Raw genomic sequence first — 14,259 nt, 5'->3', positions numbered from 1 at the left:
TCTGGACCGCCATATGGCTTTGTAGCTCAGTCGGTAGAGCAACGGATTGAAGCTCCGTGTGTCGCTGGTTCGATTCCTGCCGAAGCCACCATATCATCCCAAACAGGATGTTTTTTTACGCAAAAATTCATATAAAAAAAGGCTTATGCCTTTTCAATATCTTCTATTTGGGAATCCTCTTTTGCGGATTCTTTTTGTCTCTTATTAGAAATGATTTGAAGTATAACAATAACCAATAGAATTAATGCATCCATAACATGTAAAAATATTTGGAAACTTGTTGTAAAGGTTATAAAAATATTTGGAACGAAGAATAATTGTAGAGAAATAGCTAACATAAATACAATTGAGATAACTTTTAAAGATATTATAAGTAAGTCATTTTTCTCTTTTGCTTTAATCATAAAACCAATGCTTAGAACTCATATAACAAGTACAAGGGGTATTATCATTAAATATCTTAAGTTGGCCATTGTAAGGGATGTAGCATATACAATTCCAGTATTATATAGAACTAAGAATATGAAAGAATATACGATTGAAATTCCTAAATTTAAAAATGTTATTCTAGACATGATATACCTCCTTAGAAAGTGCGCTTAAAATATCTTTTATTTTTGCTCTTGGAATTACTTTGTAACTTCCATCTTTTTCAAGAACAGGGTTAAGAGATTCTTTTGGCTCTAAATGTTCTCAACTCTCTTTATCACTTCAAGAAGAATTGTAGTTTTTGTTTTTACCGTATTTAACTTGATATAAGTCTCCATCATCACTAAATGCTCAGTGAGCTGAGTTTGGTGCAAACATATTATTAGTTTTAATAAAGTCTGGATTTTTATTTTCTATGAAGTCTTTCATAATTGCATTTATTTGAGGACTGTAAACGACTCTATTACTTATATTTGCAGCTTGTTGTTGTTGGAAAGGGTATTTCATTACTAACAGTGATTCACCTTCAACTGCATAGTTGTCTAATCCTGTTTTATTTTTAACTGGATATCTATGATCTTTATGATCACCATACATTATGATCATTGTATTATCGTATGCTGTAATTCCAGTTTTTGGATCTTTAATTTTCTTTAAAGCTTTTGTTAAGTTTATTAAGTTACTTCTTACAAGTTTTCATTGATCAGTTCTAACTTCCGCACCAGTTGTAAAGCTTCCATCCGCTTTATTCATCATTGGTGGATGAGTAATTAAGTCAGTGATAAATATTCTTGCTGGTTGTCCATCTTTTGATGCATGCATATTTCTATTTAATCATCTGTATGAAGCAGCATCGGGAGAATATTTACTAATACCGAATCCAAGAGAGTCTCTTGCACCAGATCAGTTTGTAACGTTTCATTTAGGTTGACGTCTCATAATTTCTCTTGATGAACCTGAGGTATTAACTGTGTAACCTTCTTTATTTGTAATATTGATTGGATTTATTATATTTGTGTTATTTTCATAAATACCATTTGGATCTGTTTCTTGTGTCATGTGTCTCATGAATGTTTCCATGAATGTTTTTCTTTGAACTAATGAAACATAATCTTTTTCTTCTGGGTTATCTTGTTGAATTTTATAAATGTTATATTTTTCAAAATCACCTCATATTGAAGGGATTGTAGAATAAGTACTCCCACTTACTGTCATATATTTATTATATATTGTGAAATCCTTTAAATCTTGTGATTGTGACATTGGATATACATGAGCTCTTCTGAATAAACCATCAGAGAATATTTCAATTATGTTGGGGTTCTTTCTATCGAGCGACATTGCTATTGAATGGCCTTCAACAGGAGCTACAACTTTTTTAGAATAAAATGTTGTAGTCAAAGGTATGAAGAACATTAATACTAGTGATCCTAATAAGAAATGTACACCATGCTTAAATTTGACACCTTTTTGTTTTTTGCTTCTGAAATGATCGGTAATTTCTTTTACGGCTCAACCAATCAAATGCAGTCCAACACCACCAAGTAGAAGGGTAAGTACCCCAAATCCCATTCCAATTCTATTTTTAGAAACGTAATGAACTGTTAATGTGGCTGTAGTTGTTCAAACAATTAAACCAACAATAAATGGGAATAAAATTACTCAATCAGTTATTTTTTTATTCAATATTGCTTCTAATTCTTGTGGCGTTATACCATTGAAACCTGTTGCGCGTAATTGCTTCAATGTTATTACAATAAGAAATCCTGCGGGTATTAATGTTAACAATGAAAAGAAAGAAATTATTGCATAAGGGAAGCGTTTGTTATCTAAGATTTTTTTCATTTAGTATCTCCTTTTTTCTTACAGAATTATACATTTATATTTATGAATTACAAGCGAATCGAATTTTGAAGTCTAAAATATTCTTTTGCTTATACGAGGAAAGCAACGCAATGACAACTAAAGTGTTATGTTATGTTTTTTATATATAAAATATTTTTTTGATATAAAACCATATAATTCATTAGAAAGAGGTTTAACATGAAAATTATAAATACAAAAAATGCACCTGCTGCTGTAGGTCCATATTCACAAGCAATACAAGTCGATAAAACACTTTACATTTCAGGACAATTACCATTCGATCCAAAAACAATGAAATGTGTTGAAGGAACAATTAAAGATCAAGCCTTGATGTCTTTAACAAATATTAAGAATATTGTTGAAGCTGCGGGTGGAAATATCAATAATATTGTTAAAGTATCAGTTTTAATAACAAATATTGATGAGTTTGGAAAAGTTAATGAAGTTTACGGAGAATTCTTTGGGGAACATAAACCTGCAAGGGTTTGTTATGAAGTTTCAAAATTACCAAAAGGTGTAGATATTGAAATTGAAGCGATTGCTTACATAGGTTAATATGGAATTACAAAATATTAAAAAAACAAGAATGGATAACCATAAATGCAGAAGATATAGTCCCATCAAGGATAAAGAATGTCTTGCATTAACTTTAGCTGACACTGATTTTGCATTTCCGAGTGTCGTAAAAAGTAATATCGATAAAATGCTCGACAAGGGAGATCTTTCATATACATTTTTAGAAAAAGATTTCAAGGAATCAATTTCTCAATGATATTCAAAGAGATTTAACATTGATATAAGTAATGAAAATATTTGTGTTGGTAATGGTGTAATTTACTGAATACAAGTTGCAATACATTCCTACACAAAAGAGGGTGATGGTATCATTATTCAACCACCTGTTTACAATCCATTTATTGATGTTATAAAAGAATGTAATAGGAAGGTTGTAAAATCACCATTAGTCTTTAAAAACAATGTATTTACCATTGATTTCAAGGACTTGGAAGAAAAATTCAAAGTGAATTCTGTATTTCTTTTTTGTAATCCCCATAACCCCACAGGTAATGTTTGAAAAGAAGAAGATATTTTAAAGATTTTAGAATTAGCTAAAAAGTATGATGTGTTAATTATCGCTGATGAAATATGACAGGATTTAATTTTTGAGGAAGGGTTTAATCCAATCGTTAAGTATAAAAACATTTGAAGGAAAATAATTTCTATCTCTTCTCCTGCAAAAACTTTCAATATGGGCGGGATGCAATTCGGGCACATCATAATTCCTAATAAAGAAATTCATGGAGAGATTAACGACCAATCAATTAGTCATTTCCATTATTCTTCAAGTAACGCAATTACACAAAATATCGTGCAAACAGTTTATACAAACGAATTAAGTGAAAAGTGATTAGATGAAAAATTCAAACCAAAATTACAGTTACAAAGAAATAGATTGATGTATTTCTTAAGAGAGAATGATATTGAGCATTCAGCTTCAAACTCAACATTCTTAATTTGGGCAAAAATAGGTTCTGGAGAGTTCATTGAAAAAGAAGCTCTCGATAAATTACTAAGAAAGAATAACCTACACATAACATTGGGTGATCAATATGGAGAAGCATATCGTGGATGGGCTAGAATTAATATTGGTATTTCTGATGAAGATATGGCAAAACTAATTCGTAGACTAGAAAGAGTATTGGATACAATTGAAAGTTCAAAAAATAACGCTGCATAATGGCGTTTTTTAATATTTATTTTTATATAAATATAAGTATTTACTTGTTTATTTCTACTTTTTTAATATAATTAACACACTATGGAAAAATCAATGTACGAATCACTATTATCAATAAAAACAAAAGCAGAAGAGCTAACAGCTCAATTAAACACACCAGAAGTAGCGGGAGATATAAAAAAATATACAAAGGTGACAAGAGAATTTAAAACAATAGAGGATGTTTACAATGCATTTAATGTCTTTCTAGAACTTGAAGCAACAGTAAAAGACTCAAAAGAAATGTTAGGTATGGAAACAGATCCTGAAATGATTGAGTTCGCAAAAGCTGAAATTAAAGAAGCGGAAGCAAAAATGCCAGCACTAGCAGACGAATTAAAAATCTTATTATTACCTAAAGATGAAAACGATGACAAAAACGTTATTGTTGAAATCCGTGGAGCTGCTGGTGGAGATGAAGCAAATATTTTTGCTGGAGATTTATTTAGAATGTATTCAAAATGAGCAGATGCAAACTCAATGAAATGAAAAGTTCTTGATTCAAATGCAGCTGATGCTGGAGGATTCTCTCAAATCACATTCCAAGTGAATGGTGAAAAAGCATATTCAAAACTTAAATATGAATCTGGTGTTCACCGTGTTCAACGTATACCAACTACTGAAACACAAGGTAGAGTTCATACTTCAACAGTTACTGTAATGGTTATGCCAGAAGCTGATGCTTCAGTCCCTATTGAAATCAAAACAGGAGATATTAAGATTGATACTTATCGTTCTTCAGGTGCTGGTGGTCAATCAGTTAACACAACTGACTCAGCCGTACGTATTACACACTTAGCAACTAATATTGTTGTTACATGTCAAGATGGACGTTCTCAAATTGAAAATAAAGAATTAGCTATGCAAGTTCTAAAAACAAAACTATTTGATAAACAAGTTAAAGAAAAACAAGAAGCAGAAGGTCAATTCCGTAAACTTGCAGGTTCAGGAGCAAGATCTGAAAAAATCAGAACTTACAACTATCCACAAAATAGAGTTACTGACCACCGTGTTGGATTCAACTCTTCATCACTAAATAAAATCATCGAAGGTGATTTAAACCCAGTTATCGAAGCATTACTTGCTGAAGAACAAGCTGAAAAAATCAAAGAGGCGGGAATTTAATCTCGTTTTTTTATATGGATTTAAAAAGGAGGTAACATGAAACAACACATCAATGGATTGGTTGCAGTTTCAATTTGCATAATTTTAGTGTCTATATTAATATTTAAAAAAGATAAACTCCGTAAAGTCTTGGAGAAGAAAACATTTTGAATTATTTTCAATACTGTTTGAATAGCTTATTTCGTTGGGGCAAGATATATTCCTTATATTGTCCAATCATCTCGAGGGTTTGAAGGAAGTATTGCCAAAAGTATGCTTTTTCAAAATATTTTTATGACTAATGTTTGTCCCATGGTGACTATGACTATTGCTATTGGTTCTTACTTTAAAAGATTTAGAAATAATTTTGGTCCTAGTATTGGAATAATTGCATTGTTTGGCGGTGTAATGAATATGATAGCTATAATAATGAATTCAAATACAGAAAATTTATTTTCTTTCTTGTTTTTCAAAACTACTGTATCGTACATAAATCCAGCGGAAACTCTTGATAATTATTTATGATTTATGACTCACCTGATTTTAATAGTTCAAGGTATATTATTGTTAATTATGTGTAAAAAAATTACGTGAAAGAATGTCATTCTTTTATATATCTGAAGTTTTTCATTCATGATTTATATTGCTATCATCATGGCAAGCACAGGTATAAGAAATGATGTGGCAGGACTATGGATAAATGATTGAATTCAAGTTGGTAACTATAAAGGTGTCTTTTACCAAATCGGTTCCATAATATGACCAGCGCAAACTCATGGGGCAACATCGGTTGCTAAAACCATAAGTGGAATTATATTACTTTACTCTTTCGGTGTTGTGTTTATAGTTCTTTCTTGGTATTTTATTAACTTTGAAAATAAGCATTATAAATGACAAAAATTCTTTGGAAAATTTAAAAAGAATAACAAAAAAGCAGTTTCAACTAATGGAGAAACTGACAAAAACAAAGAATAGAGTTTTACAATACATGCTTGAATGCATGTTTTTTTATATAGAATATTAATATAAAGGAGAGTGTATTTTGTATAAATTAATTGCTTTTGATATTGATGGAACAATACTTCCGCATGGAGATATTGAATTGGCGCCTGAAATATTAAAGATGTTTGAAGAACTTAAAAAGGCGGGTTACATAACTGCATTTGTTACAGGTAGAGAATTTATTACTATAAATAAAATGATTAATACTCCAAACGTTGATTATTTCTTAGGAGCGAATGGAACATTTATTTATGACATGAAAAAGAAAGAAACTCTTTGAGAACAAGTTGTGCCATTCTCTGAATATAAAGTTCTTAAAAAGTATTGTGAAGACAACAATATTAACTTGAGTGTAATCACTCAAAACTCAGTTTTCTTTAGGGATAAAGGAAGTTATCAAGGTAATTGATTCTGAGATCAATTTTATAATTTAATTAAACCTCTTGTGGATGAAGATGTAGAAAAAGAAGATATCCACCAAATTACAGTTAGAACAGCTGATGTTGAAGAACAACAAAAAGTTCTTGACTTTGTTAAGACATTAACTCAAATTGAAGTAAATACTACATGACCACAAGGTATGTTTGTTGGGCCCATGGGAGTGAATAAAGCAACAGGACTTAAAAGATTAGGGAAAATGATTAATGTTGATATGTCGGAAATTGTGGCTTTCGGTGATGGTAATAATGATAAAGAAATGCTTGCTGAAGTTGGTTATGGTGTAGCTATGGAAATAGCTAATGATGAGTTAAAAGCTATTGCTAAAGATACATGTGGTAAAGCAGCTGACTTTGCAACAATAACCAAGTTAAAAGAAATGAAAATTTTATAAAAAAAAGAACCTTATTAAAGGTTTCTTTTTTTAATTCTTATTTATATTGAATTGAAGAATATGCTTCTTCGTTAAATGCTTTAACAAATTCAACGATTAAGTCGATACCAGCTTTAATATCTGTTAAGTGACAAACACCGTGTGGTGAGTGTAGGTAACGTTGAGGGATTGAAAGAGTAATTGTTGCAACTCCACCTTCACCATATTGTAATTCAGCAGCATCTGTTCCTCCACCTTGAGCAACAAATTTATAACAAGGGATATTGTGTTTTTTAGAAAGGTCGTAGATGAATTTAACTAATTTAGGATCCATCATTGTTCCACCATCTTTAACACGGATAGCAATTCCTTTTCCAAGTTCTTGAATACCTGCAATAGCTCCATATGTATCGTGTGATGCACATGTATCAATAGCAATAGCAACATCTGGTTTAATTTTTGAAACTGATGTTTTAGCACCACGTGTTCCAACTTCTTCTTGAACTGTTCCAACTACACAACTTGATCAATAATTGTAACTCCAGCACGGTTATCCATAGCTTTACCAACTACGAAGTCTTTACCCATTCTAAAGTTGTTAGCTTCCATGTAAACTCTATCTCCAGGTTCAATTCCTGCTTCTTCTACTTCTTTTTTAGAAGTGAAACCACAGTCAACAAACATTTCTTTTAGTTTCATTGTTTTTTCAACTTTTGGTCTTTCAAGGATGTGAATTGAAGTGTGTCCAAATACTCCTCTAAATACTTTACCTTCTGAGTTGATAAGTCTTGCTGATTGACCAACTACTGTATGTGATCAAACACCACCAACCATTGATAATCTAATTTGACCATTTTTTTGGATGTCTTGTACTAAGTACCCAACTTCATCCATGTGTGCAGCAACCATGATTTTAGGACCATTTGCATTTCCTTTTTTATTCATGATTAATGAACCCATTCCGTCTCTTGAATATTCAAATCCAGCTTCTTTAGTGTTTTCTTTTAAAGCTGCTGCTACTTGATCTTCATATCTAGACATACCTTCAATTGAAAGGTAAGATTCTAGTAATTCTCATAATTCTTTATCGTTCTTTTTAACGCTCATTTTATTCTCCTTAAGTAGTTTGTTAATTTAACTTCCTTAATTATAAAACTTTTTCATAAAAACTAATTTATTTTTGAAGGTAAGCATGATAAATAAAACTAACAAAATTCTTTAATAACTAACTTAGTAAAAAATAATGAGTAATGTATATAATAAATATATGAAAATATTAGGAATAGAAACATCTCACGATGATACATCAATTGCAGTTATTGAAAATGGCAATATTAAAGCAATGGTAACTTACTCACAAATCGAAGAACACGCAAAATTCGGTGGAGTTGTTCCGGAAATCGCATCTAGAGAACATGCAATGAACGTTGCTACGGTTCTCGAGGAAGTTAGGAAACAAGTTACTATTGAAGATATTGATATGGTTGCATACACAAAAGAACCAGGACTAATTGGAGCTTTACACATGGGTTCATTATTGGCACATGGTATCGCTTTTGCATTAGATGTTGAAATTAAACCAATAAACCACTTGACAGGGCATATTTTCTCAAGTGCTATTGATCATGAAATATCTTACCCAGCAATAGCATTAGTTGTTTCTGGAGGGCACTCACAAATTATGTTGGCTAATTCTCCGGAAGATATCCAAATAGTTGGACAAACTCAAGATGATGCTGTTGGGGAAACATATGATAAAGTAGCTAGAAAATTAGAACTTGGATATCCAGGTGGTCCGCATATTGATAAATTGGCAAAAGGTTACGAACCTACATTAAAATTCCCAATTCCAATGAACGACAATACACTAGACCTTTCCTTCTCAGGGCTTAAATCACATGTTATAAATTACATTCATAATAATACTCAAAAAGGCAATGAAATTAATAAACAGGAGATAGCAGCAGCATTCCAAGTGGCAGCTGTTACTTCATTAATGAACAAAACAAAGATGGCTATTGAAAGATATAATCCAAAATGTATAGTTTTAGCTGGTGGAGTTTCAGCTAACTCTAAAGTAAGAGAGGAATTCCTTAAATTACATAACAATGCAATAATACCTAATCTAAAATACGCCACAGATAATGGTGGGATGATTGCAAAAACAGCAGAAATCCTATATGGAAAATAGTATTCAATAGAATACTTTTTTATTTTCCCTTTTATTAATAGGTGTTAAAATTGTTGTATGAAACTTTCTGAGAAAATTTACACAACCATATTGATAATTATCATGGTTGTAATACCCATATTATTGATCGTGGCTTTAATTCTTTCTTTTTTAACTGCAAAGAATATGGCTAATCCAAAATCATATGATTCAAGTGAGATTATTGAAGATGATGCAAAAGGCGTCTCAACATTGTTTGATCTTCATAAATACATCAAGAATGGCCCTATGATTGTTGAAGAGTTGACTACGATTGATAATGAGTTGGTTGAATATGAAATATGAGGAAAAAAATCAAATGATAAATTTGTAATTCTAGTCCATGGAATGTATAACTCACGTAAAAGAATGTACAAATATGCAAAAATTTGAAATGACATGGGATATAACGCTATTGCATTTGATGGGAGAGGATGATCTTCTAATGCGAAACTGGGAAAATGTACTCTTGGTTATAAAGAACCGCGATTAGTTCAAGAAATATATTTAGATTTAGTTAAGAAGTATAAAACACAAGAAATTGGTTTACATGGTGAATCAATGGGTGGAGCGACAGTATTTAATTGAGTAAAACAATATAGAAAATTTACACCTATAAAATTTATTGTTTCAGAAGCCGGATATATGAATTTTAGAATTCCTGCAATAACAGGTATGGGGAGACATAATTTACCTTGGTGATTATCTAGTGCACTTTATCCATTTGTGAAAATTTGATTATTAACATTTGGAATTAATCTTTGAAAAGGATCTGTCGGTAAAAAAGATATTAGAAATTGATTTGATATGCCAAAATTATTAATCCACTCAAAGAGTGATGATGTTGTAATTTGAAGCGAATATCAAAGGATAAAAAAGATGTTCGATAAAGAACGTGTTGAATTTAATAAATTCGAAGTTGAAAAAGCACAACATGTAAGGAAGTTGACTGATAAAAATATTCAAAAAGAATGAGTTGAAAGATTAAAAAAATTTATAAAGGAGGTCGAAAGTGAAAAGTAAAATATTTAAATTTACCAAAAAGCATATTTATGTATTTGGAATACTTGCAAATATCATTCCATTAATTGGAATGATAGCGATGTTATGTTTAGGTGAGAAATTCTCTTATTTAAATCTTTATCAAGTATGAGCATGAATAGCTGGAGCAATTTACTACGTATTTATGTGATCAGTTGCTTTATTTATGTGAAAAAAAGTTGATTCATCTGCTAAAGAAGTGGATGCAACTATGCAAAAGATAGAAGCATTAGAAAAAAGAATTAAAGAATTAGAAGAGAAATAAAATAAGGGGGAACTATGCCAGAAATGCCAGAGGTAAGAACAATGGTTAAAGGGTTAAATCCCCTTGTTTCAAATAAAGTTATTGAAAGCGTTGACTTCATTGTTCCTAAAATGTTGAAAGAAATCACTGAAAGTGAATTTAATAAAGAAGTAATCGGAAAAACTATTAAGGTAGTTGAAAATATAGGTAAGTGAATTGTATTTAAATTATCTGAAGAAACAATAATACTTTCTCATTTGAGGATGACAGGTACATATTATTTTTACAATAATAAACCGAATGAGATATCGAAGCATGCAGGTATCATCTTTAAGTTTACGGACGGAACGGAATTGCATTTTAATGATTCTAGAAAGTTTGGAACTATGCATTTAAGGTATTTATCTAATTACTTAGAAATGAAACCGCTTGATAAATTAGCAAAAGAACCACAAGATTTGGAACCCGAAGAATTCCATAAAAGTCTTAATAAAACTTCAAGAGCAATTAAGACTGTTGTGTTGGATCAACACCACGTTATTGGATTCGGTAACATCTATGTTGATGAAACTCTTTGAGAAGCAAGGATACACCCAGAAACACCCGCTTCAAAAATAACATTAAAAGAAGCTAAAGATATTTTAAAAATAGGTGCTTCCATAATGGACCATGCAACTAAACTCGGAGGTTCTTCAATAAGAACTTATGGTTCGGTTAATGGAAAACCAGGTGAGTTTCAAAAATTCCTCAAAGTTTTTGATCGAGCGGGTCAAGAGTGTTTAAGGTGTAAAACAACATTACAAAAAAGCAGGGTAAACGGAAGAGGAACTGTTACTTGTGCAAAATGTCAAATTAAAAAATAAGGCCTAGACCTTATTTTTTAATTTTTCTTAATGTTTTGGCGATTCCTTCAACTTTTTTGTTTTTCATTTGTTTTCCTATTTCTTCAATTGCTGGAATGAAGTCCTTAATATATACCCTCTCAAAGTATTTATTAATCATTTCAATATATTTTGAATAGAATTTTTTGTTCAACGAAAGAATCTTTGTTTCTTTGCCATCGACCTTTAATACATTTTTCCTGATAACACCACTTGCAATAAGTTCATCAACAGATCTCGAGATATTACCCGGATCTTTTTTCAAATAATCTGAAATACTTTTTTTAGTTATCAATTCCCCAAAAACCATAGCGTTAATAATGCAAATCTTATTCTTATTTAATCTAGAGTTGATGTTCTTAGCATCAACAATGAATTCTTCTTGAAAGGTTTTTCTTGATTCTAAATGCATTGTCTCCATTTTTCACATGAAGAGTGCAGAGTAAGATATTTCATTGTTAAAATAATCTTTTTTCATATTCCTCTTTTCTCGTTTATTGCTGGGTTGTGTAAGATAAAATTACACTCCAATACAATAACATATTTCAATTTTGTTGAATGTAAAAGACAAAAAATTCCACCCTAGTTTTAGTTAGGGTAATAAAATGATACTATAAAAAAAGCGGCGATTTTGAGGGTTGAATGCTATATTTTCCGGGGTGAAATAAAAATGCTGCAATAGCGCAACATTTTGATGGTAACAATTAATTATATGGCGAGAGTAGTAGGAATCGAACCCACATCAACGGGTTTGGAATCCGTTGTTTTACCACTAAACTATACTCCCATAGTGTCCATTAATAATAATAGAACAATATTAAACCGATAACACAATATTATTGAGATTTAATTGCAATCCTTGACTTTCCATTGATATCTTTTACGATCTTAAATCCTTGTTTTGCTAAGAAATCTACATTATCCTCTGATATTTCAAATAATATAACTCCACCAGGATTTAAGTGGTTTTTGTATTTGGCAACAATCCTTTTGTATAAATCATTCCCGTCCTCTCCTCCAAACAATGCCAAGTGAGGTTCATATTTTAAAACGGATTCACTCAAGGTGTTGTTTTGGGGTATATATGGTGGATTTGAGATAATAACATCAAACTTACCGCTTATGTTTTCGAATAAATCCGATTCAATAACTTCAATATCTAAATTATTTTTCTTTTTATTAATTTCGATTTGAGAAATTGCTTCTTTTGAAATGTCAGAAGCAGTAACTTTAGCTCCTGTCATTTTCTTGATAGCTAAACCAATATAACCACTACCTGAACATAAATCCAACACCTTAGAAGATTGTGTAATATATTCTTTTGCAAGAAGTATTAATTCTTCAGTTTCATATCTTGGAATTAAAACATCTTTCGATAAATCTATAACAACATCAGTCATCTCAATATAACCTAAAACTTTATGCAAAGGAACGCCTTGTTCTAGTCTTTCTAGTTCGCTTTGAGATTCAACAATCATCTCGTCCATTGACTTCCTATAAAAGGCATCTTTGTATTTGTATTTTAAGTATTTGTTTTTCATATCGGAATTATAGAACAAAGATAGCAAATTGTAAAATACTATATATTAGAATATAATTTCATTTCAATAAGAATAAAAAGTCTATTTAAGTTTATAATTAATACATTATGAAAAGATATGAAGAATTATTTATCGCCACAACAGATACAGTAGTAGGGATTGGAGCCCCAATGACTGAATCTAACAGAAGAAAGATTATGAAAATAAAAGAAAGGCCAGAAGAAAAGAAATTAGTAGTTATGGTTAGTTCCATAGCAGAAGCCAGAACCTTTGCCGGGTGAAATGAAAATGCGGAAGCCATCGCTCAAAAATATTGACCAGGTCAAGTGACAATCGTGCTTGAAGAAGTTGGTTTAAGAATACCACACAACAAAGGGTTAATTAACCTTATGAATGAAGTTGGTCCTATATATATGACAAGTGCAAATAAAAGTGGGCACACAACATTAAAATTAAAAGAAGCTATTGAAACATTCCCAGAAATTAAGAGACATTATAATTTTGGATTTGGAACAAATGTAAGTTCAACAATTATTAGAGCCAGTAATATGGCGATCATAAGACAAGGGGATGTTAGAATAAAAATAGGTTAAAAAAAGTGAGTGTAATTAAAAGGAGTAAAAATGAAAATATTAATGGCATCAGACCATGCAGGATTTAAATTAAAAAAAGCTGTTGAAAAACATCTTATTGAAAAAGGATATGAAGTAGTTGATTTGGGGTGCGATTCACCAGAAAGAGCTAACTATGCTTCATACGGTTTAAAACTAGGAAAAGAAATGTCAGAAGGTGCCGCACCTTTTGGGGTTCTTGTATGTGGATCAGGAATTGGTATTTCTATAGCAGCAAATAGATTCAAAGGTGTTAGAGCCGCTAGAGTCTTTGATGTTGAAGATGCAAAATTAACAAGACAACACAATGATGCAAATGTTATTTCATTGGGTGAAAGAATGATTGATGAAGCATTAGCTATTGAGATGGTTGATGCATTCCTTGCAGAACCATTTGAAGGTGGAAGACACCAAGAAAGAGTTGAAACTTTAGATAAGTGCTGTAAATAGCGCTTTTTTAATGCAAATTTCCAAATTAAAAAATAAAATTCAAAAAAAGTGAAAAAACCGCACCTGAATCCATTCCGAACTCAGCAGTTAAGCCCGTTAACGTCGACGATAGCCGTAAGGTGAAAATAGAAAGTCGCTTTTTTTTACGCCATTTTTGACTAGCTTAATAAAATTTCTTATTTTTTAAAATTAATTTGAAAAAACCTTAAATATTTATGTATAATACTTTTGGTGATTATAGCAACGGGGCGCACCTGAATCCATTCCGAACTCAGCAGTTAAGCCCGTTAACG

General features: G+C 31.1%; 15 protein-coding genes, 2 tRNA genes, 1 rRNA gene and 1 pseudogene. 13 read left to right on the top strand and 6 right to left on the bottom strand.

Annotated elements, in window-relative coordinates; all coding sequences use genetic code 4:
* The first annotated feature begins 15 nt into the window (after positions 1–15).
* A tRNA-Phe gene (locus C4B25_RS03580) sits at positions 16–91 on the top strand.
* 52 nt (positions 92–143) lie between these two features.
* Here the strand turns inward: C4B25_RS03580 and C4B25_RS03575 are convergent.
* Both C4B25_RS03575 and C4B25_RS03570 read right to left on the bottom strand, forming a co-directional pair.
* Positions 144–575, bottom strand: a complete 432-nt coding sequence (locus C4B25_RS03575; protein WP_131613674.1) for a hypothetical protein — start codon at positions 573–575, stop codon at positions 144–146.
* Complete coding sequence (locus C4B25_RS03570; RefSeq protein ID WP_131613673.1) at positions 568–2,274, bottom strand: hypothetical protein; 1,707 nt, start codon at positions 2,272–2,274, stop codon at positions 568–570. Before C4B25_RS03570 ends, C4B25_RS03575 begins: the two co-directional genes overlap by 8 nt.
* Positions 2,275–2,472: 198 nt before the next feature.
* Between C4B25_RS03570 and C4B25_RS03565 the strand changes: the two genes are divergently transcribed.
* From C4B25_RS03565 to C4B25_RS03545, 5 genes are all read left to right on the top strand, one after another.
* The gene (locus tag C4B25_RS03565) at positions 2,473–2,850 is read left to right on the top strand and encodes a RidA family protein (protein WP_131613672.1); all 378 of its coding nucleotides are present in this window, start codon (positions 2,473–2,475) and stop codon (positions 2,848–2,850) included.
* A 31-nt stretch (positions 2,851–2,881) separates the two neighbouring features.
* Positions 2,882–4,033 carry an aminotransferase class I/II-fold pyridoxal phosphate-dependent enzyme gene (locus tag C4B25_RS03560; RefSeq protein WP_168380691.1) on the top strand — a complete coding sequence of 384 codons (1,152 nt, stop codon included), beginning with the start codon at positions 2,882–2,884 and terminating at the stop codon, positions 4,031–4,033.
* An 81-nt stretch (positions 4,034–4,114) separates the two neighbouring features.
* Positions 4,115–5,197: a peptide chain release factor 1 gene (gene prfA, locus C4B25_RS03555; protein ID WP_131613670.1), complete on the top strand. Its 1,083-nt coding sequence runs from the start codon at positions 4,115–4,117 to the stop codon at positions 5,195–5,197.
* Between the two features lie 36 nt (positions 5,198–5,233).
* The gene (locus C4B25_RS03550) at positions 5,234–6,151 is read left to right on the top strand and encodes a DUF5378 family protein (protein ID WP_131613669.1); all 918 of its coding nucleotides are present in this window, start codon (positions 5,234–5,236) and stop codon (positions 6,149–6,151) included.
* Between the two features lie 67 nt (positions 6,152–6,218).
* Positions 6,219–7,010 (top strand): YcsE-related riboflavin metabolism phosphatase, encoded by a 792-nt coding sequence (locus C4B25_RS03545; RefSeq protein ID WP_131613668.1) that lies wholly within the window; start codon positions 6,219–6,221, stop codon positions 7,008–7,010.
* A 37-nt stretch (positions 7,011–7,047) separates the two neighbouring features.
* On the opposite strand, the pseudogene C4B25_RS03540 reads toward C4B25_RS03545, so the two are convergent.
* Positions 7,048–7,898, bottom strand: a pseudogene (locus tag C4B25_RS03540) (M42 family peptidase).
* A 358-nt stretch (positions 7,899–8,256) separates the two neighbouring features.
* On the opposite strand from C4B25_RS03540, the gene tsaD reads away from it, so the two are divergent.
* Genes tsaD through mutM form a run of 4 tightly spaced genes read left to right on the top strand, consistent with a single transcriptional unit; the run spans position 8,257 to position 11,346 of the window.
* Positions 8,257–9,180, top strand: coding sequence for a tRNA (adenosine(37)-N6)-threonylcarbamoyltransferase complex transferase subunit TsaD (tsaD, locus tag C4B25_RS03535; protein WP_131613667.1), 924 nt, complete (start codon positions 8,257–8,259; stop codon positions 9,178–9,180).
* A 57-nt stretch (positions 9,181–9,237) separates the two neighbouring features.
* Positions 9,238–10,221 (top strand): alpha/beta hydrolase, encoded by a 984-nt coding sequence (locus C4B25_RS03530; RefSeq protein ID WP_131613666.1) that lies wholly within the window; start codon positions 9,238–9,240, stop codon positions 10,219–10,221.
* Positions 10,211–10,504, top strand: a complete 294-nt coding sequence (locus tag C4B25_RS03525; protein ID WP_131613665.1) for a hypothetical protein — start codon at positions 10,211–10,213, stop codon at positions 10,502–10,504. The genes C4B25_RS03530 and C4B25_RS03525 overlap by 11 nt, the downstream gene beginning before the upstream one ends.
* A 14-nt stretch (positions 10,505–10,518) precedes the next feature.
* Positions 10,519–11,346, top strand: a complete 828-nt coding sequence (gene mutM, locus C4B25_RS03520; protein WP_131613664.1) for a bifunctional DNA-formamidopyrimidine glycosylase/DNA-(apurinic or apyrimidinic site) lyase — start codon at positions 10,519–10,521, stop codon at positions 11,344–11,346.
* Between the two features lie 10 nt (positions 11,347–11,356).
* On the opposite strand, the gene C4B25_RS03515 is transcribed toward mutM, so the two are convergent.
* The 3 genes from C4B25_RS03515 to prmC all read right to left on the bottom strand — a co-directional run bounded on the left by C4B25_RS03515 (position 11,357) and on the right by prmC (position 12,905).
* Positions 11,357–11,842 carry a hypothetical protein gene (locus tag C4B25_RS03515; protein WP_131613663.1) on the bottom strand — a complete coding sequence of 162 codons (486 nt, stop codon included), beginning with the start codon at positions 11,840–11,842 and terminating at the stop codon, positions 11,357–11,359.
* A 235-nt stretch (positions 11,843–12,077) separates the two neighbouring features.
* Positions 12,078–12,151 (bottom strand) — tRNA-Trp (locus C4B25_RS03510).
* A 49-nt stretch (positions 12,152–12,200) separates the two neighbouring features.
* Complete coding sequence (prmC, locus tag C4B25_RS03505; protein ID WP_246004295.1) at positions 12,201–12,905, bottom strand: peptide chain release factor N(5)-glutamine methyltransferase; 705 nt, start codon at positions 12,903–12,905, stop codon at positions 12,201–12,203.
* 107 nt (positions 12,906–13,012) lie between these two features.
* On the opposite strand from prmC, the gene C4B25_RS03500 reads away from it, so the two are divergent.
* The 3 genes from C4B25_RS03500 to rrf form a co-directional block, all read left to right on the top strand.
* Positions 13,013–13,498 (top strand): L-threonylcarbamoyladenylate synthase, encoded by a 486-nt coding sequence (locus C4B25_RS03500; protein ID WP_131613662.1) that lies wholly within the window; start codon positions 13,013–13,015, stop codon positions 13,496–13,498.
* A 30-nt stretch (positions 13,499–13,528) separates the two neighbouring features.
* Positions 13,529–13,966 (top strand): ribose 5-phosphate isomerase B, encoded by a 438-nt coding sequence (gene rpiB, locus C4B25_RS03495; protein ID WP_131613661.1) that lies wholly within the window; start codon positions 13,529–13,531, stop codon positions 13,964–13,966.
* Positions 13,967–14,193: 227 nt separating this feature from the next.
* Positions 14,194–14,259, top strand: a 5S ribosomal RNA gene (rrf, locus tag C4B25_RS03490); the annotation flags it as partial.

The organism is Mycoplasma todarodis (assembly GCF_004335995.1).
GTDB lineage: Bacteria > Bacillota_I > Bacilli_A > Mycoplasmatales > Metamycoplasmataceae > Mycoplasma_K > Mycoplasma_K todarodis.
The sequence above is the reverse complement of the archived record's forward strand: the minus strand, read 5'-3'. Positions and strand labels throughout refer to the sequence as shown.